Below are 26,600 nucleotides of genomic sequence, written 5' to 3'. Positions count from 1 at the left end.
GCTTTTGTTTGGCTTTTTAGAGGCTTAGAAACAACCAAGCCGCATCGAAATGCGGCTTTGGCTTTGATAACGACATAAATAACATCACAAACTAATCATAATGATTATGCTGCAACCACATGCCGCTGTGCGCGAAGTGGGTGTAAACGATTATGCATTACTTTAATAGTTTCGAACTGCACCATAGTTTTAGCACCGGATAACACACATTCAGGTGATAGCAACATCACTAACGCCGATTGTAAGGTGTTTTCGACGACTAACACTAATGCACGTTGTTTTTGGCATTTAAGCTCAAAGACTTTACCGACATCACTGTAAACGCATACATCGCTGGTATCAAAAAACCAAGATTTAGGCATTTGGGGAGTCAGCATAAAATGGGCCGCTGTCGCATTAAGGGCAATTTGCACTATTGCGGCATCGGTTAGAGATAAGTTTTTTGGCAACTTGTCGAGTAAGCTCATATAGAATTTGGCGTGCGCGATATTAAATTCCATGCTTGATAAGGCATCAGGAATTAATGATTTCGCTTTATAAGCCGTCAGAAATTCTATCTCGGAACCTAACGAAACGCCTAATACACCATACGAATCGTTATATTTCCAGTGCCAATCCTTTTGTGGCAATAATAACATAACGTTTACCTACTATTTGAACACTGCCACATCATAGTAGATATTTTATGCAATATCAAAATAAAAATAATAAAATACAAATTAATTAACAATTACTTAGAAGATCTATTTAGAGATCATAACCGCGATCTGATGATCGTTTTAGATCGCGGTTATGATAAAAGATCTTGTTTTAGATCCTTAGTGAGATGTAAAGATCATTATTTTAAGCGATAAGCTTCAACTATCTCTTTAATTAACTTTGGACCTTGATAAATAAAACCAGAGTAAATCTGAACCATTGTCGCACCGGCATCAAATTTTGCTAAGGCATCTTCAGCACTATTAATCCCGCCCACACCAATAATTGGGAGTTTTCCCTGTAAAGAAGTCGCCAATTGTTTAATCACTTTTGTTGACAGTTCTGTTAAAGGTTTACCGCTTAAACCACCGCTTTCATTAGCATTGGTAAGCCCGCTAACACCGTCACGAGTTAAGGTTGTATTGGTCGCAATTGCACCGTCAAACTGATTTTTAATTAATGCTTGAGCAATATTTTCAATTTCTTCTGTGGTTAAATCGGGAGCAATTTTAAGGGCTATTGGTACATATTTTTTATGCTTCTCTGCTAGCTCAAGTTGCTTGGTTTTTAATGCGCTTAATAATTCATCTAATAGATCGCCATATTGTAACGATCGTAATCCTGGCGTATTGGGTGATGAAATATTCACCGCAATATAGGCGGCATAAGGATAAACTTTATCCATGCAGATCAAATAATCGTCTTTCCCCTGCTCTACTGGCGTGTCTTTATTTTTACCTATATTGACCCCAACCATGATATCGGTTTTCTTTGCGATCAAATTTTTGACCAGATTATCGACACCTTTGTTATTAAAGCCCATGCGATTGATAATCGCCTTGGCGGGTTTTAATCTAAATAAACGGGGTAAATCATTACCGGGTTGTGGTCTTGGAGTAACAGTTCCCACTTCCACATGACCAAATCCCATCGCATGAAAAGCATCGATCGACTCACCATCTTTATCCATACCTGCGGCTAAACCCACAGGATTTGGAAACGTCAGCCCCATAAAACTCACTGGCGCAGGAGCAATATGCTGAGCATAAAAAGCATTCAGAGGGCTATTACCTGTCAGTCTCAGGCTACCAATGGCTAAATTATGCGCTCGCTCAGGATCCATCTGAAACATGACTTTCTGTGCGATTTTATAAAACATGTACTTTCCTCGACCTAAAAAAAGCCCCGGCGATCGCCAGGGCTTCTGATTGTTATAAAAGTTTACTTTTGCCCTTCGCAGTGAAGGATCAGAAGGTTAAGTTCACGTAGGGCGACAGAGAACTTAGCAAACTCATGGCTTTGCGACGTTTTAAAGTCAGCTAGCATATGGAACCATCTTTCCAGTAAGGCTTGATTAGTATCAATCCACTGGGAAATCACGCTCTGTGCGTTACAGGTTGCACTGCACGTTCTTAAAACCACTGACGTCAACGCACGTTGCTGCCAATCCAGCTCTTCCCTAAAGGCTGCACGGGCCAGTGCTTGCCAATGGTTAGTAACTGGTTGCGCACTGATCTGTTCTAGGAACCAGTGCAGCTCAACACGGGCACCGAGTTTGAAATAAGTCTCGGCAACAAGCGCAACTGTCTTCTCTTCTGTCTGCGCAATTTGCGCAATATCAAGTGTAGAGAACAGTGTGCTCATATTAGCAACGGTAGAGGCAACATCCTGAGGCACATTCTCTTTAATCAGAGCATTGATCTCAGCTTGGATACCTGCCGCTTCTTCTTCGACTAAGTATGAATGAACATTCGCTTTGAGTTGTTCAAATACAGGTTTGAAGAAGGCAACAGTTTGCTCAATGCTCCAACTACGATTACGGTGACGCAGGAACCAGCGGCATGCACGACGCATATTACGACGTAACTGGTGCAACATTTCACCTTGAACCACAGCAGGTACAATACCGTTTAAGTCAGTGATTGATTTAGTTAGTTCAGCTAAACCAAAGACTTCGCGAGCCATAGTGTAACAAATCGCCGCATCGGCAACTGAGGCACCTGTCTCATCTTGCATACGTTGAACAAAGTTCAGCCCCATGTCGTTGACCAACTCGTTGGCCAACGATGTAGCAATGATTTCACCGCGCAATGGGTGCGTAACCATTTTATGACTGTACAGTTCCTGAAGTTTTTTCGGGAAGTATGCAATCAACAATTGGCTCAACAATGTATCTTCAGTGATTTCAGGGGTGAGTAACTGCTCTTTCAGCACCATCTTAGCGTAAGCCACCAGCACTGATAGCTCTGGACGCGTTAATGCACGGCCATTAGCTAGACGTTCTGCCAGTTCTTCTTCCGAAGGTAAGAATTCTAACGCACGGTCTAACTTGCCTTCTTTCTCCAGATACTGGATAAAGCGAATTTGCTCTTTTAGTTGTTCTGCACCACGGACTTGAGTCACCGAAATCGTGCGAGTTTGGTCTTTACAGTCTTGTAGAACAATTTGACCCACTTCTTCGGTCATCTCTTCCAGTAAACGGTTACGTTGCTTGAGTGTCAATTCACCCTCAGCCACTAACGCGTTTAACAGAATCTTGATGTTTACTTCGTTGTCAGAACAATCTACACCACCTACGTTATCCACGAAGTCAGTGTTGATACGACCACCGTTGGCCGCGTACTCAATACGACCTAATTGGGTACAACCTAAGTTACCACCCTCGCCCACGATCTTGGCGCGCAGTTCACGACCATTGACGCGCAGTGCATCGTTAGCGCGGTCGCCGACTTCAGCATTGGTTTCGCGGGAAGACTTAACGTAAGTACCGATGCCACCGTTCCAAATCAGATCGACTGGCATTTTCAGCAGCTCTTTCATCAACTCGGTTGGTGTCATCGACGCCTTTTCAGTTTCCAGCATTTGCTTCATTTCAGCAGATAATGGAATCGACTTAGATGAACGCAGGAAGATGCCGCCACCTTTAGAGATCAGTTTGCTGTTGTAGTCTTCCCAGCTTGAACGTGGTAGTGCGAACAAACGGGCACGCTCTTCATAACTGGCGGCAGCATCTGGATTTGGATCGATAAAGATATGCATATGGTTGAATGCGGCCACAAGTTTTGTGTGCTTAGACAACAACATACCGTTACCAAATACGTCACCCGCCATATCGCCGATACCTAAACAGGTAAAGTCGGTAGTTTGGCAATCGATACCCACTTCGCGGAAATGGCGCTTAACAGATTCCCAGCCACCTTTAGCCGTGATACCCATTTTCTTATGGTCGTAACCGTTACTACCACCCGATGCGAACGCATCACCTAACCAGAAATTGTATTCTTGGGAAATAGCGTTAGCGATATCAGAGAAAGTCGCAGTGCCTTTATCCGCAGCCACAACGAGGTATGGATCATCCTCATCATGACGCACCACATCTACTGGATGTACGATTTCACCGTTAACGATGTTGTCAGTAATATCGAGCAGTGCACGAATAAAGATGCGGTAGCACTCTTGGCCTTCAGTGAAGAATGCCTCACGGCCCCCTTCAGTTGGCAGCTGCTTACAAACGAAACCACCTTTTGCCCCCACAGGGACAATAACGGTGTTTTTCACTTGCTGTGCTTTCACTAAGCCAAGCACTTCGGTACGGAAGTCTTCACGACGGTCAGACCAACGCAAACCACCACGAGCCACTTTACCACCGCGTAAATGCACACCTTCAACCCGTGGCGAATAAACGAAAATTTCGAATTTCGGTAGCGGGCGTGGCATTTCAGGGATCATCGAAGGCATAAACTTGAAGGAGATATAGCTCTTCGGTTCACCCTTAGCATCTAATTGATAGAAGTTTGTCCGCAGCGTAGCGTTAATCAGATCGAGGTAACGACGGATAATACGGTCATCATCTAAGCTTGATACTTCGTCTAAACGTAGGTTGATCTGCTCCATAAACTTGCCCAATGTGCGGGTTTTCAGTTTTGGATTGAACTTACGGATAAACATTTTTACCAACAAATCAGCGATTTGTGGATAACGACCGAAGGTTTCTTCAATATAGGCTTGGCTGAATGTCGCATCGATTTGACGCATGTATTTAGCGTAAGCACGCAGTACGGATACTTCACGGCCCGTTAAACCTGACGCCAGAATGATACGGTTAAAACCGTCATCTTCTAATTTCTTTTGCCACACTTGAGACAGTGCCGTTTGGAATCTGTCTTGGCTATCGGCGATATTGTCAGTATTGGCGACTTTGACCGTCATTAAGAAGTCTAAGATCCAGAAGGTTGAACCGTCTGAGGTCGTCACTTCATAAGGGCGCTCGTTGATCACGCGCAGACCAAAGTTTTCCAGCATTGGCAGTACGTCAGAAAGATGGATTGGTTCATCTTTATGGAACAGTTTTAAACGCACTTTGTTGTCGTTCAGCGCAGCTTCCTGCGGTTGATAGAACAACATGCCTAACTTGTGTTCGTCATCTAGCGCTTCAAGCTGTTGCATATCCACAACGGCCGAGCTTGGCAATACATCTTCTTTATAGCTTTGTTCGAAGGCGTTAGCGTAACGCTTCATCAGATGAGTACCGGCTTCTTCACCTAAGGCGTTATTTAGCGCAGTATTTAACTTATCTTCCCAAGAACGTGCCGCTTCAATTAAATTGTTCTCTATGGCAGCCACATCTACATCCATATTATTGTTATCAACTTTGACAATGTAGTGAGTACGGGCCAGGGTTGACTCGGAGAAATATGTCGTAAACTCTACATCTTCTTTGCTGTTGAAATGCTGGGCCAGAATACGCTGGGTATCTTGGCGAAGTTTAGTGTTGTAACGATCTTTAGAAACATACACTAAACAGGATAAGAAACGCCCGAAACCATCTTTACGAACAAAGAGTTTCAGTTTATCCCTGTCTTGCATCTCGAGCACACCGTGCGCTGTGTGTGCTAAATCTTCCACATTGGCTTGAATTAGCTCATCGCGCGGTAAGTTTTCGAGAATGTTCAGTAGGGCCTTATAATCGTGAGAACGTGGCGTTAAACCTGAGCGATCTAATACACGTTGAACTTTTTCGTTCAGCAGCGGGATCTCACGTGGGCTGCGGTTATACACGTTTGAAGCGTATAAACCGATGAATCTGTCTTCACCAACCACATTGCCTTTTTTGTCGAAGCGTTTGATACCGATATAGTCAACATAGGCTGGACGGTGCACACGGCTCTTGGCGCTGCTCTTAGTCAGGATCAACAAACTGTGATCTAAGGCTTCTTTACGCGCACTATCAGAAAAACTTGATAGTAACAAACCTTGCTCTGGTTGAGCCTTATGGTGCTTGTTCATTAAGCCTAAACTCGAGGCCATATTCGGCACCAACTCAACATCCCCTTCAACACGTTTTAAATCGTATTGACGGTAGCCCAGTAAGGTAAAATGATGATTATTAAGATAAGTTAGGAAGTTAATCGCTTCTTCTAACTCTTGCTTCTCACCGGGGAATGGACGCTTAGGCAGGTCTTTAATAGTCTCACTCAGCTTAGCTGACATGGCTTCCCAGTCATTAACTGATGCGGCGACATCGCCAAGCACTGATTGGATTTCACGCTCAAGGGCTTTGATATCCGCGCTACTGTTTTGACGATCGATTTCAATCAGGAAAACCGCCACCTGCTCAGTGCTGTCAGGGCTTTGCTTCAAGTAAGTTACTTTAGTTACTTCTTGCGCTGAACGCTCAATCGCCAGCGGAGTGTGTAACATCATATGGGCCGTAATACCCATGCGATTCAATGCCATACCAACAGAATCAACCAAGAATGGCATATCAGGTTGGATGACTTCAATGATCGAATGGGTCGATTGCCAGCCGTGTTTAGACTGACTTGGGTTGAATACTCTGAGGTGAGTTTCCCCTTTCGGGGTTTTATTCAGTGCATTCCATAAACTGAGAACGGCACCGTACAGATCGCTGTCATTACGCGCATTGAGGTCGTCTTTCGACATGTGGGCATAAAGGCAGGTCGCGAACTGTTCAACTTGCTTGGCTTGTGAATTAGGGACTTTAGCGTGAATTAAACTGACTACATTTTCAAGTAGTACTGAAGGCATTGCATCTTTCAAGGCCATGTTGCTGTTTCCTTAAGCGTCTATGGCAGCGCTTTTTTTCATTATTTGGATGCTTCGGCTTAACAATCTGAGAAAAGCGAGTGTGATCTAGATCGTCGCGCGAAGTTTATTACTAAATCCTCTGTATTTCGAGGAAAATTTTAGTGGTACATCCTCTTGAAATCCAGTCGCCACGCGATTAAAGCACACAAAATGACCAAACAATCGTAAAAACAGACTATCTATGCAAAAGAAAATGGGGAGTTAAACTCCCCATTCATTGATACTACTTAGCTTGTCGCCAAAACACTGCCGACAACGCTGGCAAGATAATTATTGCCCCCAACATATTTACCACAAACATGAAAGTAAGCAGGATCCCCATATCCATTTGGAACTTTAGCGCCGAGAAAAACCAAGTGCTTACCCCAATCGCCAAGGTTAAGCCGGTGAATATCACTGCACTGCCCCGCTCGACTAAGGCTTCATAGTAGGCTTGTTGAACTGGCATCCCATTCGACAACTTGGACGACATGGTCGACAGGATATAGATACCATAGTCGACCCCGATGCCAACACCAAGGGCGATAACGGGTAAGGTACTAACAGCTAAGCCAATATTGAGCTGAGTCATCAACGCTTGCGCCAGTGTTGAGACCACATAAAGTGGAATAATCACCGCTACCGTTGCCTTAAATGACTTAAAGCTGATAAGGCAAAGTACAAATACTGCGCCATACACATAGATCATCATAGGTAATTGGGCTTCAGCAACGGCTTCATTGGTTGCGGCCATCACTCCCACGGGGCCAGAGGCTAGCTTAAATTGCAGCTTATCATTATTCATTTTGGCCGCGACCGCTTTCACCTTGGCAACCACAGTCTCAATGGTTTCCGCTTTATGATCCTGCATAAATAAATACACTGGCATCACCGAGCAATCACCATTTAACAAGCCTGACGTCGTAGGAATTTGACCAATCGCTTGCACTAAACTCGCCGCTGTACGCGGCAACACTTCCCATCTTGGATTGCCTTCGTTAAAACCTGCGTTTACCTTTTTCGCCACGGATGCCAAGCTAACGGTTGACTCAACGCCAGGAGTATTACGTATCAACCACTCAAACTCATCAATCTGGGTCAATACATCGTGATAGGTACAGGCTTCTGGAGTAGCTTCAACTATCACAGTCATTACATCCGTGGTGATAGAGAAGTGGTCGGTAATAAAGAAAGTATCTAGGTTATAACGTGAATCTTGGTGCAGAGCAGGCGCGCCGCCTTGTAGATCACCAATTTTCATCTGGTTTGCCTGTTGCAGCCCCAAAAAATACAAGGCTATCGTTGCCACTATCACTACCATCGCATATTTAGGCGTAGCAAATTTTGCTAGGTAGCGCCAAATCGCCTCGGCACGCACTTCATCCGATGATGGCGCAGCACCTTGTGGCGCAACTTTGAGCTCAGTAAAGGAAATCACTAGCGGTAACAGGATAAGGTTAGTGAAAATAATCACACCGACACCTAAGGATGCCGAAATCGCTAGCTCTCTAATAATACCAATATCAATAGAGAGTAACGTAATAAAACCCACTGTATCAGACAGTAATGCTACGCCACCGGGGACGAGTAAGCTACGAAACGCCGAAGCCGAGGCCGCCTTGGTCGTTTGTCCATCCATTACCCGACGTCTTACCGCGTTAATAATCTGTACACCGTGACTAACACCAATCGCAAACACCAGAAATGGCACCAGAATCGACATCGGATCGAGACCGAAACCAATTACCGTTAATAAACCGAGCTGCCAGATCACCGCAGTTAAGCTACAGACGAGAGGGAATATTGTCAGAATAATCGATTTAGAAAACAGATAGACCATTACAGCGGTGATAAAAATGGCAATCACGAAGAACAGCAATACGCCTTTGGCACCATCGGCCACGTCACCCGCCATCTTGGCAAAACCAATGATATGGATTTTCACCTTGTCGGTTTCATACTTGCCGCGAAGCTCCTTCTCCAATTGAGCGGCAAAGGCGATGGTATCTAAGGGTTTACCCGTTTGTGGATCAAAGTCCATCAACTGGGCCGACACCATAGCAGCACTATAATCATTGGCAATCAAACGTCCTACAATGCCTGCTTTTTCGATGTTATCGCGCACCGTATTCAAACCCGCTTCAGTGGTCGTAAAATCGGCGGGGATCACAGGGCCGCCAGCAAAACCATCTTCGACAACCTCAGTAAAACGAGTCGAAGGTGAAAACAAGGACTTCACCTGCGAGCGGTCAACACCGGGAATAAAAAATAGCTGATCATGGACATTTTTAAGGGTATCAAAAAAGTTAGGGTTAAAAATATTGCCGCTGGTGTCTTCCACCGCCACCATAATACTATTGGCGCCACCAAAATCTTTTTGGTGTTTGAGGTAGGTTTGCATATAGCTATGATTGAGCGGAATATTTTTAATGAATGCCGCATCCATTTTTAATTGGCTTGCCTGGTAGCCCAAAAAAAACGTCAGCAAAATAAAAATGCTCACCACCCAAGCGCGGTTGCGGAATAAAAATGACTCAAATCCGTTGACCAGTTTTTCTAACATCTTATCGGCCCTGTTATTGTTGTTTTATAATTTATGGCTTCAGAGTGAGTAGCCCTTGGCTACCCGATAACCACACATTCCCTTGGTTATCTTTGGCAATTGAAACTAAGTTTTCCCCTTGGCGACGAGTGACAATACTCGAACTATCATCCTTATTTAACTGGATAACCACGCCAGCATTTCCCACTAGATAAAGGCTAGTGTCCGAGCTAACCATGGCGCCGTTGATGGATGATTTAACTGGCATCTCAATCTCATCCCATTGGCCAAGACTCAAATCCGCCTTAAAAACATGCCCCCTAAGCCCCATTACGTAGACTGAATCCTGCAATTGGATAGCATTGAACATAGAGCCATCGTAATCAAACCCTGTGCGGGTAAAGGTTTGGCCTTTATCAGCCGACACCGCCACTAAACCAAGCTCTCCGACTAATAATAAGCGGCCATCATTAAGCTCAATCATCCGATTAAAATGTGGCAATAATGAAGCGCGTTCGGTCAGATAAGTGTCTTGGTCGCTATTTTTTAACTCAGCTAAATAGGACACATCTTCTTCGGCCAGTAACTCTTCATGGAATTCCTCAGCCCAATTTGCGCCACCATCACGGGTGCGATAGAAAAGCCCGTAGGCACCAATCGCTATGCCCTCTTGTTCATTTAAAAACAACACATCAAGGAAAGGCTTTTCAATTTCAGTCGACTGCATTTGTAACGACCAAGTTTGGCCGCCATCTTGAGTGTGCAAAATGGTGGCATCGTGACCAACAGCCCAACCGAGTTTTTCATTTAAAAAGAAAACCTTTGTTAACTGGACCGAAGTTGGCGTCGGAACTTGTTGCCATTTGTCATTTAACACTAACACATGACCACGCTCACCCACGGCAACCAAATGCTGTCCAGCGTGTGCAATATCGAGCACTAAAGAAGATGCGGCCAACGGCTGGATTTGTGGAAAACGCTCTGGCACAGCAGAAAACAACGGGGAAGAAAATAAACAACCAACACTTATCGCAGCGACACATTGAAGGATGCGAAACGACATACAAACTTCCTTAAACTAATGAGGGGCGCTTAGCGCCCCTTTTATCGTGGCAGATTAACGAATACCTTCACGACGCAGCGCATCTGGGGTGAAGTTCGCTTCACTCAGTTTGGCATCGAAATTATACATACCGCTCTGGTTGTCTAAGCCCATAGCTAAGTAACGACGGGACTGCAAATCATGGAACACTTCTAAGGTATCCCACTGGGTAGGCACTTCGTAATAGTTCAAACCATGGGCAACCGCCACACGATAAAGTTCATTACGGTTGTCATACAGATCGGCAATCGATACCTGCCAAGAGTCTTCATCAAGATACATCACGCGGGTTTTATAGATATGGCGCATACCGTCTTTCAGTGTCGCCTTAACTTCCCACACGCGGTGTTTTTCCCAACGGACGAACTCAGGATTGATATGACCGGGTTTTAAAATTTGGTCATATTTCAACTTATCTGAATGCAATTTGTAGTCATTGTAAGGAATATAGATTTCTTTCTTGCCCACAAGCTCCCAGTTGTATCGCACGGGTGAGCCGTTAAACATGTCGAAATCGTCAGTGGTGCGCAGACCATCGGATACGGTACCCGGAGTATCAAAGGCAACGTTGGGTGCCTTACGCACGCGGCGCTGACCTGTGTTATAGGTCCATGCCTGGCGCGGTAAAGCTTCTTGATCCATGGTTTCTTTAACTAGCAGCGCAGTACCCGCTAAACGTGCAGGTTGAGTCACTACTTGTTTAAAATAAAACAAGGTGTTGCTCGCTTTTAACTGATCTAAAGTAATCTCAGGACGAGAATACTCGAAACGGATTTCCTCGGCAGTTTCCACTAAGGTGAAACTACCATCAGCTGTCGGTGCCGCTTGGCTACGTGAGGTTTCAACATCCACACCACGGAAGCGTAGAATATGGTTCCAAATCGCTTCTAAACCGTTAGCTGGAATAGGGAATGGAATACCTATCGATGCGCCCGAAATACCATTACCTTGCGCCACCAATTCGGCACGGGTCGCATTGGCTTTGGTCGCATCGTAGACAAATTGCGGTACGGAAGCACTACGACGAGTCTTGTACACATTCATCTTGTAAGTATCAGGGTAAAGCTCAAATAATTTCATCTGACCTGGGGTCAAAAAATCTTTATATTGCGCTTTGTTTGCATTGGTAATGGTAAATTCAATCTTATCTTCAGGGAAAGGATCAGGATGATGCATCCCCTTAGTGTAACCCGCTACTGGCTTAGTAATACCACCATCCCATGCGGGGATAGAACCATCAGCATTTCCAGCCTTTTCAGCACCTAATGGGGTTAATTCGTTACCCAGTTTTGCGGCCTCGACTTCGGATACTTTAGCCATCGCTGCTGGTGCTACAAGTGCCATAATGACCGCACTTGCCAATATCGACAGTTTCTTCATTGTTATAGTCCTTTAGATCGAATACTTGATATTGAATGAAATATAATCACGATCTGCCATCGCGTTGGTTGTACCTACACCACCAAAGAAGTTGTTGTAGGACAGATCGGCCCCCCAACGGTTTTGGTATTCAAAGTTCAGACCCAAAGCGACTGACTTGCGTCCCTCTGTGAAGAGGAACATAGGATCTGGTGTAATACCATCAACATCGTGCGAGAAAATCATCCGTGGAGACATGTTCACACCCGCAAACAAGTTGTTGAACTCAGCTTTAGCTACAAGGCGATATCCCCATGCGAAATCGGTTGGGAATGGGTTAGTTTCAGGGCCGTTATGCAACGCTTGAATAATGCCTGGCATATCAGGATTACCGCCAGAACGCGCCGTTCCCGGACCATTTAAGCGCAATTCATCAAACCCAGGCATATCATGGATCCACACCCCGCCAACTTCAGCTAACATCGTCAGGTTATCTAGGCCTAATGTAGGACCAAATAGGTGAGTGAAAGTGACTTGCGCCTGAGTCGTATCTAAGCGGATAAAGCCGTCAACGGTATCACCAGGCTTTACTCCATCAATTTGTGAAATACCGTCGAAATCAGGGCGAATACCGGCATTTGCTAACTGCTGAGGCATACCTGCGAACAGCAGTTCTACGTCATCAATTTGCAGTGGTTCATCTTGGCGGTGGGCAATTTCAGCACCGACTGAAGTATCGCCTAGTGAAGTGTTAAAACTGAAGCCATAAAGCTTGATGTCTTCAGGGTACACAATTTGCGCTTTAGAGAAACTCTTTAAGCTGAGCAGTAATTCGCGGTTGATATCACCCGCATTTTGCCCCAGAACCGCTAAGTCAGATAGCAGTGCACCGGTGCTAAAATCGGCGGCTGTACCGCTGATCAGCGGACGGCGGCTATGGTAGTTCATAAAATAGAAACCAAACTCGGTATCGCCCAATTCAGGCGCGTAATACCCCAATTTGACACCATATTGGCCATCATTACTTGGCTCTTGTTCATCTTGCACTAAAGTGACTTTAGTAGGATAAGCTAATGCCATCGCGACGAGCTGTTGCGTTGGAATTGTCTGACCACTGGCAATCATCCCTGCTAGACGTTGATATTCCTGCATCACAAAGTCTAAGTTGATATCAGGGTTGGCGTTAAAACCTAACTGTGCGTTTTGATTGTAGCCACCAAAGCCAGCAAAATCGTTAGTCGCAAAAATTGAACCGGGTGTTGGCACCCAAATAGGTTCCCAATCATATTGATAGAAAGCTTCTACCGATAAGTTTTCTGTGATCCCAAGAGAAGCCCACACCATGCCCTGAGGTCTAAAGGCTTCTTTCAGTTCTGCACCGGGAGCATTAAGGATGTTCAAATCAACAGGGTTAATCTCACCAATACCATGGGCGATAAGAGTACTTTCCCCCCAAGAAACCACTTGGTTACCTAAACGGATAGAGAGTGGATTGGCACCGTCATTTAAATCAAAATTCGCATAAACAAAGGCATCTAACAGACGGATGTCCTTACATTGCACTTCTGAAGCACGATTATCCTCACAAGGATCGAATTCTTTGCCTGTTATCGGATCATTGAAGTCATAGTTACCATCGTTTAATTTACGATCGTAAAAATACATGCCACGAGCAAACAGACCATAATTCTCATACTTCAGGGACAGCTCATGTAATCCTTTAACGATCTCAGAAGTAGTATCACCTTGAGAATAAAGCAAATTACTTAAATCGTTATTGCTTGAATAGGAACCTGGCTGTGCCCAAATCTCAGCAGATGTGTATTTAGTATTGCCAAACGCAGTATAATTCGACCAATCAAATTGTGGCTGGTTAACTTTACCAATTTGTCCATCCCAATCGCGCTCACCGACACGCCAACTGGCACCCGCGGTCCACGTTGAGTCAAACGTGCCTTGTACCTCCCCCCAATCGAACGCAACCGCATTAACATTCGATATCATCAACAAACTCAATGCCGACGCCACCCCCAAAGCAAGCGCCGACTTGTTAAAACTTTTTTAACAATTTTCATTTTAGCTCTCCGTACCCTGCTGGATTCTTTGTTTTAGGAATTACAACCAACATCTTGTTAGCTCACAGGTAACATCATTGTTACAGCAATTAATCCCTATGAGCAAGGCACAGTTAGAGAAAATTTTCTAAAGAATTAAGCACGTAGACACATTTATGTCATCGAGTACAAAGATGGGATTTAAATTAGTAAAGCAGAAGATTGGAATACTGAGGCAAAACAAGATAAAAAATCATAAATTTCATTAACATAATCACAAAGAAATTATCATGTTTTATTAATTGTAATTAGTCGACCGTTTAAAGTAATTACTCTAAGATAAAATCAACAATTTGTTTCTACAACCGCTCCAATGACACAAATTGACCTTTATCGTCGAGCACGAGTTTAAACTGCCCATGAATACCATTTTCAGTTAAAAAACGCCTAAAATGTCGCCCGCTAATCCAAATGATCCGCCCTTGACGTTCACGCACTTCAACTTTATCGGCCAGCCCTTGATAGTAAGGTAAAAAATCTTGATAGCTAAGGGTTAACTTAAAATACAATTCCATATTGATAAGGGCAGCAAAATGCTGCCCTCCTCCTCTAATTAACCTGAACTCGGGGTAACGAGTGTCGAAAAACCTAAATTTAATAAACTAAATCAATGCTATAAATGATTATTTTGAAACGAAAAATCTATTATCTGGCTGAATGCGCAGATTTGTGCGCATATCAGGGCGCTCTGTCGTATGCCATAGCGAGCGATGGTGAGACAGAGCAACGCAGAAAGGCCCGAAAAGATGCCTATTCAGCGGCTCTGCTTATCTCGAGCTCAGGTTAATGACGACTTCGCTAACGCTTTGGACACTTTTTCGAATAAATCCTTAGAGAGTCCAGGTAAGTCTAATAAACGCGTTAAACAGGCCTTAATCTTACGCTGACGTGTTTCATCGAATTTACTGAATTGGATGAGCGGTGTCACCATTCTGGCGGCAACTTGTGGGTTAAGCTGATTTAAGTTGATAAGGCACTCAGTTAAAAACTCATAACCTCTGCCATCGGCGCGGTGGAATTGATAAATATTTCCAGCGGCAAAACTACCAATAAGCGAACGTACCCGATTGGGATTACTCATGCTAAAACTCGCGTGTTGTTGTAATTGACGTAATGTATCAATCACATCATCGCTATCATGAGTCGCCTGTAACATAAACCATTTATCCATCACTAGCGGCGTATCACGCCAGCGCGTCTCAAATTGAGCCATTAACTGGTCACGGCAAGTTAAAGAGCCAACATTGGCTGCCGTTAATGCGCCGAGCGAATCCGTCATATTACAAGCCTTAGCAAACTGCTCTACCACAAAGGTTTCGGCATCATTGCTAACTCGGCTAAGCCAATTTAGACATTGGTTTTTAAGGGCGCGGGCTTTAGTGCAATCCAAATTAACCAATGAGCGATAAAGTGCCGTTAATTCATCTTCGCAGTAAGCAGCAAGCTCTGTGAGCACAAATTCACGCGCGAGCGCTAACGCATCAAGGTCAACAGTATCAGTTTGCTCAATCAAAGCGGAAGCCGATGGAATCGCTAAAATCTCAGCCATTAATGCCTGATCGAGTTTCTCATCGAGTAAAGCCCCTTTAAAACTATCCTTCACTCTTTCATCTAAGGTCATCGTCTGATGTTGCTGTAAATGTTCAACATTTTGCCAAATTGCTTGGCTAACGAGAGTAACGGATGCCTCCCAACGCGCCACTTCACTCGAAGCAAAACGCATCAAATGAACAAGTTGGTCAACTTCGAAGGGATAGTGCAATTTAACTGGCGCAGAGAAATCTTGCAGCAATGACGCCACAGGTTTATGGCGGAGTCCTTCAAAAGTAAATACTTGTTCGGCGTCAGTAAAACTGATCACTTGGTTGACCAGTGATAGTCCCTTATCGTCCAACAGCTCCAGACTAAAAGGAATATGCAGCGGCGAGGTGCAGCCTGTAAGAGTCTGTTTAAGTGTTAACTGATAACGCCCTGATGCAGCATCGAAACTGTCGCTTGCGGTTACTACCGGCGTACCTGCTTGGCTATACCAGAGGCGGAATTGGGTTAAATCGATACCACTGGCATCTTCCATCGCCGCAACAAAATCATCGCAGGTCACAGCTTGGCCATCGTGGCGTTTAAAGTATAACTTCATCCCCGCTTGGAAACGGGCTTCACCAAGCAAAGTGTGCATCATGCGAATAACTTCGGCGCCCTTGTTATACACTGTCACCGTATAAAAGTTATTCATCTCAATCACGGACTCTGGACGAATTGGATGTGCCATTGGGCCTGAGTCTTCAGCGAACTGCTGGTTTTTAATGACTTTAATGGCGTGAATTCGATTTACCGCGCGCGAACCTAAATCCGAACTAAACTCTTGGTCGCGAAAAACTGTTAAGCCTTCTTTGAGACTTAATTGGAACCAATCACGGCAAGTGACACGGTTGCCCGTCCAGTTATGGAAATATTCATGGCCGACTACGGATTCAATACCATGGTAATCCTCATCAGTGGCGGTCAAAGTATCGGCGAGGACATATTTGGTATTAAAGATATTTAAGCCTTTATTTTCCATCGCCCCCATATTGAAAAAGTCGACAGCAACGATCATGTAGATATCTAAATCATATTCAAGGTCAAAACGGGACTCATCCCAAGCCATAGACTTTTTAAGGGATGCCATAGCATGGTGCGCCTTATGCAAATTCCCTTTATCAACAAAAACCTGTAGCACCACTTTACGCTGACTGCGGGTAATAAACTCATCCTGCAACAGATCAAAATCACCTGCCACGAGGGCAAAAAGGTAGGCCGGCTTGGGGAAAGGGTCCTGCCAACGTACATAATGGCGTCCGCCATCGAGATCACCTTTGTCAATCAAGTTGCCGTTACTGAGCAGGAACGGGAACGCCAGCTTGTCGGCTTCAATACGCACAGTATATTTAGCCAATACGTCAGGACGGTCGAGGAAGTAAGTGATACGTCTAAAGCCTTCAGCTTCACACTGGGTGCAATAGGCACCGTCAGACATATAAAGCCCTTCGAGGCTTGAGTTGGCTTCAGGATCCAGTTGGGTGATGATGGTCAGCTCAAACTCATTTAGGGTCGTTTCGATTGTCAGCTGCCCTTCACCAACTTGATACGCTACCTGTTGACCATCAATCGCCACGCTGACTAAGGTTAATCCTTCACCATCAAGCACTAAAGGATTAGCGTGGGAAGAGCTACGTTTAACCTTGCTAATAGCCTTAACAACGGTATTTTTACCGTTAAGATTAACATCTAAGTCGATGGATTCAATCGTGAACTGGGGAGCTTGGTAGTCTTTAAGGTATTTTGCTTGAACTTGTGTCATTTCGTTCCCTTTAACACTGATTTAAATAAGAAAAACGCGCCATAAGCGCGTTTTAAGGTAAGGTAAACAGACGTAACTTCCGCCTATTTAGTGCCAGCGTTAGCTAGCTTTTTCGCATCCACCATATCTAGAGTGATATAAGCCGTTTCATCTAAAAATGCATCTGGCGCAGCAACATCATCTTTAATATCTTCCATAGATTTAACTGGCGCTAAACCATTGGCTACGCGACGCTCATTGGTTCTATCGAGCACTTTCTTCTCATCAGCTTCACGTGATGCAATACGCTCACTTTCCACTAAGGAGACAGTTTTCTCTTTGTGATGCTTTTTAAAGTCAGCAATATCTTGATTGATATAGTTAAACTCAACACTGTTTTGAATACGGGCAAGGTGCTTTTTCTCTAAACTCGCCACCAGTTCAGGGGTGATATCATTTAGCGTACCGTATTGCGCCATCGGGACTTTGTCCCAAGGCAAAGCATTCTTCTCTTCAGCTTCACCATACTCACCAGGCTCTAACGCACTTGGATACGCAATATTCGGCGTCACACCTTTGAGTTGTGTACTACCACCGTTAATGCGATAAAACTTCTGAATGGTGTATTGCACATGGCCGATAGGCTTCTCGTACATATCGTAGATCCGACCTAGGCTCTTATGCTGTTGCACTGTGCCTTTACCGAAACTGGACTCACCAACAATCAATGCACGATCATAATCCTGCAATGCTGCTGCAAAAATCTCAGAAGCTGATGCGCTGTAACGGTCAACCATCACGGTCAACGGACCTGCGTAGGTTGTCTTGCCATCGTTATCGCGGTGAGCTGACACACGGCCATCGGCGTCACGGATTTGCACCACAGGGCCCATGTCAATAAAGAGTCCGGTTAGTAACACGGCTTCGGTTAATGCACCGCCGCCATTACCACGTAAATCGATAACGACACCTTCGACTTTTGCTTCGTTGAGTTTAACGAGTTCCTTTTCCACATCCTGGGATAAATTCATATAGAATCCAGGAATTTGGATAACTCCGACTTTACGATTGGCGTATTCACCGTCTTTAGGCTCGATGATTTTAGAAGTCGCAGCACGGTCTTCTAAGCGAATCTTGTCACGTACTAAAGTGACGTTAAACGGCTTAGCATTTGAGCCACCTTTCTTCGGTAAAATCTGCAGAACGACTTTACTGCCCTTAGGACCTTTGATGAGCTCAACGACATCGTCTAAACGCCAGCCGATAACATCAACGATCTCGCCACCCTCTTGGCCAACACCAACAATCTTATCTTCTGGTGACAGTTTTTCACTGCCAGCGGCAGGACCACCTGCGATTAAACTCTTAATCACAGTGTAATCATCTTCGAGCTGTAACTGCGCGCCAATACCCTCTAGGCTCAAGTTCATTTCCATTTGGAAACGCTCAGCATTACGGGGGGATAAATAGCTAGTGTGCGGCTCAATGCTGCGAGAAAATGCATTCATCACCGCTTGGAACACATCTTCACTATTGGTCTGAGTCAGACGTTTGATGGCGTTGTTATAACGTTTTTGCAGAATCTCAACAATTTCAGGCCATTTTTTGCCAGTAAGCTTGAGATTCAACGCATCGTATTTCACTCGCTGACGCCAAAGCTCATTGATTTCAGCTTGATCTTTTGGCCAAGCGACATCTTCCCTATCGTACTCGTAGGCATCACCAGGAACGGTAAAATCCATTTCTTTATCGAGCAGAGAAAGCGCGTACACAAAGCCTTCGTAGCGACGTTTTTGAACCAAATCAAACATTTTGTAGGCGGGGTCGAGTTCACCTGAACTCAGCATATCGTCAAACTGATTGATATAAGGCTTAAAACTGTCGACATCGGCTTGGGTCAGCACATTGCGACGGTAATCAAGTTGCTGTAAATAGCGGTCAAAAATCTGCGCAGAAAACGCGTCATCGAGCGCAAATCGATGGTAATGCGAACGAGTGTATAAATCTGTCACTCGTTTACTGGCCACTTTATGCTGCGCTTCCTGCTTGAGAGTGGGTAACTCGCTGATTTGAATCGTAGGAGGCACAGCCCAAGCCGAGAATCCGACAAAAACAGTGGCGATGGATGTAGCCAAAATGAGTTTTCGCATCAACAAGTTACTCCGTTAGATTAAATGATTACAGCAGAATATGTTCTGCTTTCACTTTTATCGTTAAGCCGCTATCAAGCTGAACATGAATGTCTTCTTTGTTAATGTCAGTGATCACGCCGGCTACTGGCGTCATACCTAACTTAACATTGACACGCTGTTTCTTAGCTAAATCGGTCAATTGCGCTTGGACTAAGTTAACAGCAGGTTCAGCCTTAGGAGCCACTTTGGCAGGACGCTCAGTCTTGCGGGCAGGAACAGCTACTTTCTTAGGGGCCTTTTTCGCTGGAGCTTTGCCAGCCGGAGCCACTTTGGCAGCTTGAGCAGCACGCTTAGCCTTGGCTTTTTCTTGGCTTTCTTTCAACATGGCTTGAGCATGATCGATATGTTCTTGCTCTAGCTCGCCACAAGGCTGACCATCAAGATCCACACGCTGGGCACCAGCTTTTACCGATTTGAGGTAACGCCAACTGCTAGTGTAACGTCTTAACGCCACGCGCAGTTGAGTTTTACTGACTTTAGAATCATCAGCCAACCTTTCAGCCAAATCTTGAAACAATCCGATTTTTAATGGCTTAGTTTCACCTTCAGCAATAAAGCACAAAGGAAATGTTTCATACAAATACGCCAAAATTGCGTTGGTGTCGGTCAACTTATCTGTTGATTCCATCATTACTTCCACAGTTAAAAAGGGACATCGAATTCGAGGTGATATAAATCAGCTTCTTACGTGTCGTTTATCTTGGTTAAGCTCACAATTGAGCCAAAGTACAAATTAACATTCTCGCCGAGTTAACTAAAGTTAAAAAATATCAGTTAACCATTTTTTACGGCTAAACCTCTCAGGTTTATTCGGGCCATGCCCAAACAAGCCTTATCAGGGCATACGCTATTATAAGGCGCACGCCACCGATTGCGACTATGAATTATGCGTTATTGTACGCAAATTAAGCAAATAGGCAGTTTTCGAAGCTTTTTACCAATAATTCCAAGCCCTTTTGGTCTTCTTCGTCAAAGCGGTCAAAAATAGGGCTATCAATATCCAGTACAGCAATCACCTGACCATTAGCACGAACAGGGATAACAATTTCGGAATTACTGGCCGCATCGCAGGCGATATGTCCATCGAATTGATGCACATCGGCAACCCGTTGAGTTTGATTAGCCAGTGCTGCAGTGCCACACACGCCTTTACCCATCGGAATGCGGGTACAAGCCACTTTACCTTGGAATGGGCCTAATACTAACTGTTCGCCGCGCATAACGTAAAAACCTACCCAGTTTAGTTCGGTTAGGTTGTCATTAAGCAGGGCTGAAAAGTTAGCCATGGCAGCCACTAAATCATCTTCGCCTTCGAGTAACGCTAACGCTTGACGGTTCAGTGATTCATAAAATTGCGGTTTCATATGCTTCCTAAAAATTATTCAGCAGCATCGTCCTTCTTAGACGCTTTTTTGGCTGTGTTTGGTTTTGTTGGCGTACTATTAACTTGAACCACACCTTTAAGCAAGTTTGTTAGCTCATCTTTATTGTTAGCAAAATAGAATGCGAGCTGTTCGGTTAGACTTTCATCAATCCCAAGTTCCGCTTTCTGAATAAATGGAATGAGGTTATCAGCGATGTCGAGCATCTTATCGTAGGCATCAGCCTCCTTTTTCGATGTGAATGTCATCTTTTCTACCCCTTCTCTTACCACGACAAACTGTGTAATAACTGCCATGACCGCCCTCGCACTGTTTTTATATACAGTAACCAGAATGACATAAAGTGAACTAGTGATGCAAGTGTTCTGATTATTCTGATATTATGACTGCGCTTTATGTTGTGGAGATGGGTCAATCAATTTGATATCTCACCTTATAATTTGTTGTTTTCGGATTATTTGCTCAATCTCAGTGGCTTTGGGGCTAATATAATATTTTTATATGCATGACAATACAGCAGAAAACTCTGTAATCCTCTGTCGTTCCTGCGACTTGGCCATTCGGAAACGTGCCCTCCCAACTGGGGTCAGAGCATTGTGTCCGCGTTGCAACACCGCACTTTATGACACTCCATACTGTTCAGTAAATGGCATGTTGGCACTGTGCATTACCGCGTTGGTGTTCTATTTTCCTGCTAACTTTTTTCCTGTGCTAGAAATCCATTTTCTGGGCAGTATTCGCACAACAACGGTATTTCAAGGCGCTTTTGCCGTCTTCGAACAAGGTTATTGGGTGGTGGGATTAGCCGTACTTGCTGCCGCAGTGGTTGGCCCTGGTTTATTGATCCTATCGATTCTTGCGCAAATTTTGATTATAAAATGGGGGCTTGCAAGCCCATTTTGGCGCCATAGTCTCAAACAATTACTCACATTTCAGGGGTTCCTTTCGCAGCTGACGATGCTTGAGATTTATGTGATTAGCTTCCTCGTCTCATCATTTCAATTATCTGATTTTTCGGATATTTATTTTGGAATGGGTACCTTTTGCTTCACCATGCTTTTTTTAGTCACCCTGTTTTTACAGCGTGAATACGATATTGAGCATATGTGGGGTCTTCTTATGCAGGAACATCACTGATATGAAGCAGCAAGGAAAGGATTTAGGCCTGTGTTTGTGCCGCGTTTGTAGGCAACTCAATAGCAGTGAGGATAGCCACTGTAGTCGTTGTGAGTCAGAATTACAGGTCCGCGATTACAACAGCTTACAAAAAAGTTGGGCGCTGCTTATTACTGCCGCCATTTTATTGGTTCCAGCCAACCTCTATCCCATTACGGTGCTCACCAATCAGGGAAAGGTACGTCACGATACGATCTTTTCCGGAATTGTTCATTTAGTCCAATCGGATATGTTACCCATCGCCATTATTGTGTTTATTGCCAGTATTTTAGTGCCTTGGGTAAAGATTATCGGCTTAGCCACTTATCTGTGTGCTATCAGTTTCAACCTGCCAATTTCAAAGCAAAAACTTATGGTGGGATTTCATGTTATTGAGTGGATTGGCCGCTGGTCGATGCTCGATTTATTTGTGATCTCGCTGACCGTTGCCCTGGTGAATATGGGGCAATTACTCGATGCAAAGCCTGCACCCGCGGCCACGGCATTTGCATTGGTGATTTTACTGACGCAACTTGCCGCAAAAGTTTTAGACACTCGTTTACTCTGGGATCGACTGGAACCTCAAGATGACACAAATTGAATCGCCAAAAGTTGTGAAGAAAAAGCTCTTTTCGCCGATTTGGCTGCTCCCGATTGTGGCGCTCGCGCTTGGCGCATGGCTGGGTATTAAGAGCATCAAAGAATCGGGCATTGAAATTCAAATCCACTTCCCCAGTGCTACGGGGATCGACGTGGGCAAAACCTTAGTCAAATACCAAGGCTTAACCGTTGGTAAGGTAAAAGATATCGGTATTGATGATGATCTTAAAGGCGTTAACGTGAAGGTGATGATGGACTATCGCGCTAAGCCTTTCTTAAATAAAGAAACCCTCTTCTGGTTAGTTACCCCAAAGGCCAGCATCACAGGCGTTGAAGGTCTGGATGCGCTGTTTTCAGGCAACTATATTGCAATCCAACCAGGCAAAGGCAATGCCGCTACCTTGTTTGAGGCAGAACGCCAACCGCCACCAATGCAAATTGGCTCCGAAGGGGTAATGATTGAACTGACGGCCGATAAACTCGGCTCATTAGATGTGGGCTCGCCAGTGTTCTTCCGTCAAATACCTGTGGGCAGCGTGGTCAGCTATCGTTTAGACGGCAACGCTAGAGTGATTATCAGCGCCTTTATCCAAGAGCAATATGCACGTTTAGTGAAGAAAAACTCTCACTTTTGGAATGTGTCAGGCGTTAAAGTCGATGCTAGTTTAGCGGGTATTAAAGTCAACACTGAAAGCCTTGCTTCTATCCTTGCGGGTGGTGTGAGTTTCAGTTCCGATGAAAAAGCGCCTGCGGCACAAAATGGCGACAGTTTTTCCCTCTATGATTCCGAAACCAGCGCCCTTGGCGGGATTGAAGTCAGTCTGACCATGAGTGATGGCAATGCTATTGATAAAGGCACTCGCATTGTATATCGCGGCATCACCATTGGTGCAGTTCAAAGCAAGCAACTCACCGCTGCAGGTGTGACTGCGGTGGCAAAATTTGAGCCTGAATACGCTAACCTATTAACTCGGGACGGCCAGTTTTGGCTTGAAGGCGCCGATATTTCGCTCTCTGGGATCAAAAACCCCGAGCGTTTACTCACAGGAAGCGTGATTAACTTTTTACCCGGCACCTATGCTAATTCGGCACTGCCAAGTAGTTTTGCCTTGCAATCCTCAGCTCCTGATGTGCTACAAGCGAAAAAACTTAAGGCAACAATAACCTCGGCCGAAAACATGGGCTTAACCGCTGGCGCCGAAGTGCGTTACAAGCAATTACCTATCGGTCAGGTGCTCGAGGTGAAATTAACCAAAGATCTGTCGGCCGTTGAATATCTACTCGAGCTGCAACCTGAATTTGCCAGCTTAATCCGCAGTGATAGCTATTTTGTTCCCGAATCAGCGTTGAGCGTCGATGCGTCTCTTGATGGTGTATCGGTCAAAGCACGCGATCTAGCGACATTAACTAAAGGCGCGGTGAGTCTGATCCCTGGTACCAGTAATACCCCGCTGGCGGCAAATGCGCGTTTGCCACTCTTTAGCTCAATGGATGAAGCTAAGCAATTCTTTGTCCGTCAACAGCGTTTATACTTTACTCTCATCAGTGCTGATGGCGCCGATGTTAGTCAAGGATCTCCGATTTACTATAAAAAAATGCAAATTGGTAGCGTGGAGTCGGTCAACTGGCAGGGTAAAACCGAAGACTTTGCGATAAAGATCGCTATTGATAAGCAGTTCCAACCCTTAGTGCAAAAACCTAAAGTCTTTTGGCGTAACAGTGCCGTGGATGTCAGCGCCAGTCTTGCGGGTATTGATGTCGCCGTTGCTCCACTACAAGGCGCGTTAAAGGGCAGCATCAGCTTAGGTTTATTGGACAGTTCAACGACTGAGCCTAATGCGGCACTTAAACTATACGAAAGTAAACAGCTCGCCTTAGCGCAGGCTCAAGCCATCAAACTCACCTTACCCGCCTCGGCAAAATTGGCTGCAAAAGCCGCCATTCGTTACCAAGGTCATCAGGTGGGTGAAGTGACGCAAGTTAAGCTCAATACCGATTTAACTACCCTTACAGCCACCGCCTATCTCTATGGTGACTATGCCGAGCATTTCAGCCGCAGTGATACTGAGTATCATATGGTCGAAGCGCAAATATCTTTAGCAGGCATTAAAGCGCCAGAAACCTTAATTACCGGGCCATATATTGGTGTGTTACCGGGCAAGAGCAAGCAAAAGGCGAGTCAATTCCAGGCCAAATTGGTTGAGAGCAGCTACGCCAACGTGGCCGAAGATGCGCTTAAGTTTACCTTAGAAGATAGCAACCTTGGCTCGATGAAAGTCGGCACGCCTATTTTCTTCCGCGGCATTAAAGTCGGCCAAATCGATGGTTATAGCCTGTCGTCTCAAGGTAACAGTGTACTCATGCAAGCGCACATTGAGCCCCAGTACAGTCACTTAGTGAATCAGAGCAGTCAGTTCTGGGACGCCTCAGGCATTAAAGTCGATGTAGGTATTTTCTCTGGTGCACAAATTGAAGCCGGTTCGCTCGAAACCCTATTAGCGGGCGGCATTAATGTTGCAACCAAAGAAACAACTCAAGAGAGTAACCGCCTCAGCGAAGGCGCAGTGATTAAACTGCAGCATAAAGCCGAGCGTGAATGGCAAGAATGGGCTCCGGCGCAATAGCCTCCCATGCAATAAATAATCGCGCTATTGATTAAGCGTATTTAAACCCGACAGTTAACTCTATTAATACAAGGCGCATTTGGTTTATCCGAATGCGCCTGATTTTTTCATATAACACTGCTTAGCCATAGAACCAATAACAGACAGCAATAGCCGCACTGATCCCTGCAAAATCCGCCGTTAGACCACAGGCGAGCGCATGGCGCCCGTGACGAATACCCACTGAACCAAAGTAAACCGCCAGCACATAGAAAGTCGTTTCAGTACTGCCTTGGAAAATCGCCGCCAAGCGACCAGCAAAGGAGTCCACTCCGTGGTGTGCCATGGTTTCGAGCATCATCGCTCGCGCGCCCGAACCACTAAAGGGTTTCATCAACGCCGTAGGCATAGCATCGACAAAGCGGGTATCAAACCCGAAAAGACTCACGCAACTCGCAATCAGTTGCAGCAGGTAATCTAACGCGCCCGATGCCCTAAGTAAGCCAATCGCCAGCAGCATGGCTAACAGATACGGGATCAGTTGGATCGATTGGTTAAACCCCGCTTTGGCACCTTCGATAAACTCATCATAAATAGCTACTTTTCGCACGCCCGCCACCAGCACAAAACTGAAGACTAACAGTAGCAATACCCCGTTGCCCAAGGCGGTCGACACTGTGCCAATCGCGTCTGCCGTTAAGGTCATCAAATAAAAACCACTGGCAACTAATGCCGACAGCAGCACTGCGCCATATCCGAGTACCACGGCATTGAGTAGTGAAAGGCGCTGCACAACAGCAACGATCAAAAGCCCCGCTAAGGTTGAGGCAGAGGTTGCGAGGAGTATCGGTAAAAAAATGTCTGCCGGAGCCGCCGCGCCCTGCTGAGCACGGTATAAAAACACCGTGACAGGCACTAGCGTCACCGAGGAGGTATTTAGGACTAAAAATAGAATTTGTGCGTTAGTGGCAACGGTTTTGACCGGATTAAGACTCTGCAAATCCTGCATTGCCTTTAAACCTAATGGAGTAGCGGCATTATCCAATCCAAAAATGTTGGCGGTTAAGTTCATCGTCATACTGCCAAATGCAGGATGCCCCTTAGGCACTTCGGGCATTAAGCGGCGCAGCAGCGGCTCAAATACAAAGGCAATCGCCCCAACAACGCCGGCTTTTTCACCAATGCGCATTAATCCCATCCACAGGGACAACACACCCACTAAGCCTAAGGCGATTTCAGCGGCAAGTTTAGCGCTGGCAAACAAGGCCTCAACCGCGTTGGCAAGCACATCAATATGCCCATTAAAAAGCTGTATTGCCATCGCCAACAGCGATGTGAGGAAAAACACTAACCACACCCGATTTAGCACTCTGCCCCTTCCTTATTGTTATTCAAACTGTTTATTCGTGTCGCTTTGTTTATTTAACGCAAATCTGAACCAACGAT

At 45.1% G+C, this 26,600-nt stretch carries 17 protein-coding genes; 3 read left to right on the top strand and 14 right to left on the bottom strand.

The window, feature by feature from the left end; translation table 11 throughout:
* Positions 1-104: 104 nt before the first annotated feature.
* The 13 genes from FJD32_RS10165 to FJD32_RS10105 all read right to left on the bottom strand — a co-directional run bounded on the left by FJD32_RS10165 (position 105) and on the right by FJD32_RS10105 (position 21,092).
* Entirely contained in the window at positions 105-638 is a 534-nt protein-coding gene (locus FJD32_RS10165) for a cell division protein ZapC (protein ID WP_037419319.1), read from the bottom strand.
* 200 nt (positions 639-838) lie between these two features.
* Entirely contained in the window at positions 839-1,858 is a 1,020-nt protein-coding gene (gene pyrD / locus FJD32_RS10160) for a quinone-dependent dihydroorotate dehydrogenase (RefSeq protein WP_037419316.1), read from the bottom strand.
* A gap of 62 nt (positions 1,859-1,920) precedes the next feature.
* Complete coding sequence (locus FJD32_RS10155) at positions 1,921-6,765, bottom strand: NAD-glutamate dehydrogenase (protein WP_037419313.1); 4,845 nt, start codon at positions 6,763-6,765, stop codon at positions 1,921-1,923.
* Positions 6,766-7,030: 265 nt separating this feature from the next.
* A complete protein-coding gene (locus tag FJD32_RS10150) occupies positions 7,031-9,349 on the bottom strand; it encodes an MMPL family transporter (protein ID WP_140907051.1) in 2,319 nt (772 codons plus the stop codon).
* A 31-nt stretch (positions 9,350-9,380) separates the two neighbouring features.
* On the bottom strand, positions 9,381-10,391 hold the full coding sequence (locus FJD32_RS10145; protein WP_140907052.1) for a YCF48-related protein: 1,011 nt from the start codon (positions 10,389-10,391) through the stop codon (positions 9,381-9,383).
* Positions 10,392-10,445: 54 nt separating this feature from the next.
* Positions 10,446-11,810 (bottom strand): DUF1329 domain-containing protein, encoded by a 1,365-nt coding sequence (locus FJD32_RS10140; RefSeq protein WP_037419306.1) that lies wholly within the window; start codon positions 11,808-11,810, stop codon positions 10,446-10,448.
* Positions 11,811-11,822: 12 nt separating this feature from the next.
* On the bottom strand, positions 11,823-13,793 hold the full coding sequence (locus FJD32_RS10135) for a DUF1302 domain-containing protein (protein ID WP_240200002.1): 1,971 nt from the start codon (positions 13,791-13,793) through the stop codon (positions 11,823-11,825).
* A 409-nt stretch (positions 13,794-14,202) separates the two neighbouring features.
* On the bottom strand, positions 14,203-14,418 hold the full coding sequence (locus FJD32_RS10130) for a DUF2835 domain-containing protein (RefSeq protein ID WP_047533986.1): 216 nt from the start codon (positions 14,416-14,418) through the stop codon (positions 14,203-14,205).
* A 263-nt stretch (positions 14,419-14,681) separates the two neighbouring features.
* Positions 14,682-17,243: an aminopeptidase N gene (gene pepN, locus FJD32_RS10125; protein WP_140907054.1), complete on the bottom strand. Its 2,562-nt coding sequence runs from the start codon at positions 17,241-17,243 to the stop codon at positions 14,682-14,684.
* A gap of 83 nt (positions 17,244-17,326) precedes the next feature.
* Positions 17,327-19,372 (bottom strand): carboxy terminal-processing peptidase, encoded by a 2,046-nt coding sequence (gene prc, locus FJD32_RS10120; RefSeq protein WP_037426471.1) that lies wholly within the window; start codon positions 19,370-19,372, stop codon positions 17,327-17,329.
* A gap of 28 nt (positions 19,373-19,400) precedes the next feature.
* Positions 19,401-20,042, bottom strand: coding sequence for an RNA chaperone ProQ (gene proQ / locus FJD32_RS10115; protein ID WP_086023985.1), 642 nt, complete (start codon positions 20,040-20,042; stop codon positions 19,401-19,403).
* A 277-nt stretch (positions 20,043-20,319) separates the two neighbouring features.
* Entirely contained in the window at positions 20,320-20,778 is a 459-nt protein-coding gene (locus tag FJD32_RS10110) for a GAF domain-containing protein (protein WP_037419288.1), read from the bottom strand.
* 14 nt (positions 20,779-20,792) lie between these two features.
* Positions 20,793-21,092, bottom strand: a complete 300-nt coding sequence (locus FJD32_RS10105) for a YebG family protein (RefSeq protein ID WP_037419285.1) — start codon at positions 21,090-21,092, stop codon at positions 20,793-20,795.
* 205 nt (positions 21,093-21,297) lie between these two features.
* On the opposite strand from FJD32_RS10105, the gene FJD32_RS10100 reads away from it, so the two are divergent.
* From FJD32_RS10100 to FJD32_RS10090, 3 genes are read left to right on the top strand one after another with little or no spacing between them, the layout of a single operon-like run.
* Entirely contained in the window at positions 21,298-21,933 is a 636-nt protein-coding gene (locus tag FJD32_RS10100) for a paraquat-inducible protein A (protein ID WP_037419282.1), read from the top strand.
* A gap of 1 nt (position 21,934) precedes the next feature.
* Positions 21,935-22,552, top strand: a complete 618-nt coding sequence (locus FJD32_RS10095; protein ID WP_037419279.1) for a paraquat-inducible protein A — start codon at positions 21,935-21,937, stop codon at positions 22,550-22,552.
* Complete coding sequence (locus FJD32_RS10090; protein WP_140907055.1) at positions 22,539-25,175, top strand: MlaD family protein; 2,637 nt, start codon at positions 22,539-22,541, stop codon at positions 25,173-25,175. The genes FJD32_RS10095 and FJD32_RS10090 overlap by 14 nt, the downstream gene beginning before the upstream one ends.
* Positions 25,176-25,296: 121 nt before the next feature.
* Here FJD32_RS10090 and FJD32_RS10085 read toward each other — a convergent pair whose 3' ends face one another.
* Positions 25,297-26,523 carry a spore maturation protein gene (locus tag FJD32_RS10085; protein WP_140907056.1) on the bottom strand — a complete coding sequence of 409 codons (1,227 nt, stop codon included), beginning with the start codon at positions 26,521-26,523 and terminating at the stop codon, positions 25,297-25,299.
* Between the last annotated feature and the right edge of the window lie 77 nt (positions 26,524-26,600).

Origin of the sequence: Shewanella sp. LC6, from assembly GCF_006385735.2 — a bacterium.
In the GTDB taxonomy this organism is placed as follows: Bacteria; Pseudomonadota; Gammaproteobacteria; order Enterobacterales; family Shewanellaceae; genus Shewanella; species Shewanella xiamenensis.
The sequence above is the reverse complement of the archived record's forward strand: the minus strand, read 5'-3'. Positions and strand labels throughout refer to the sequence as shown.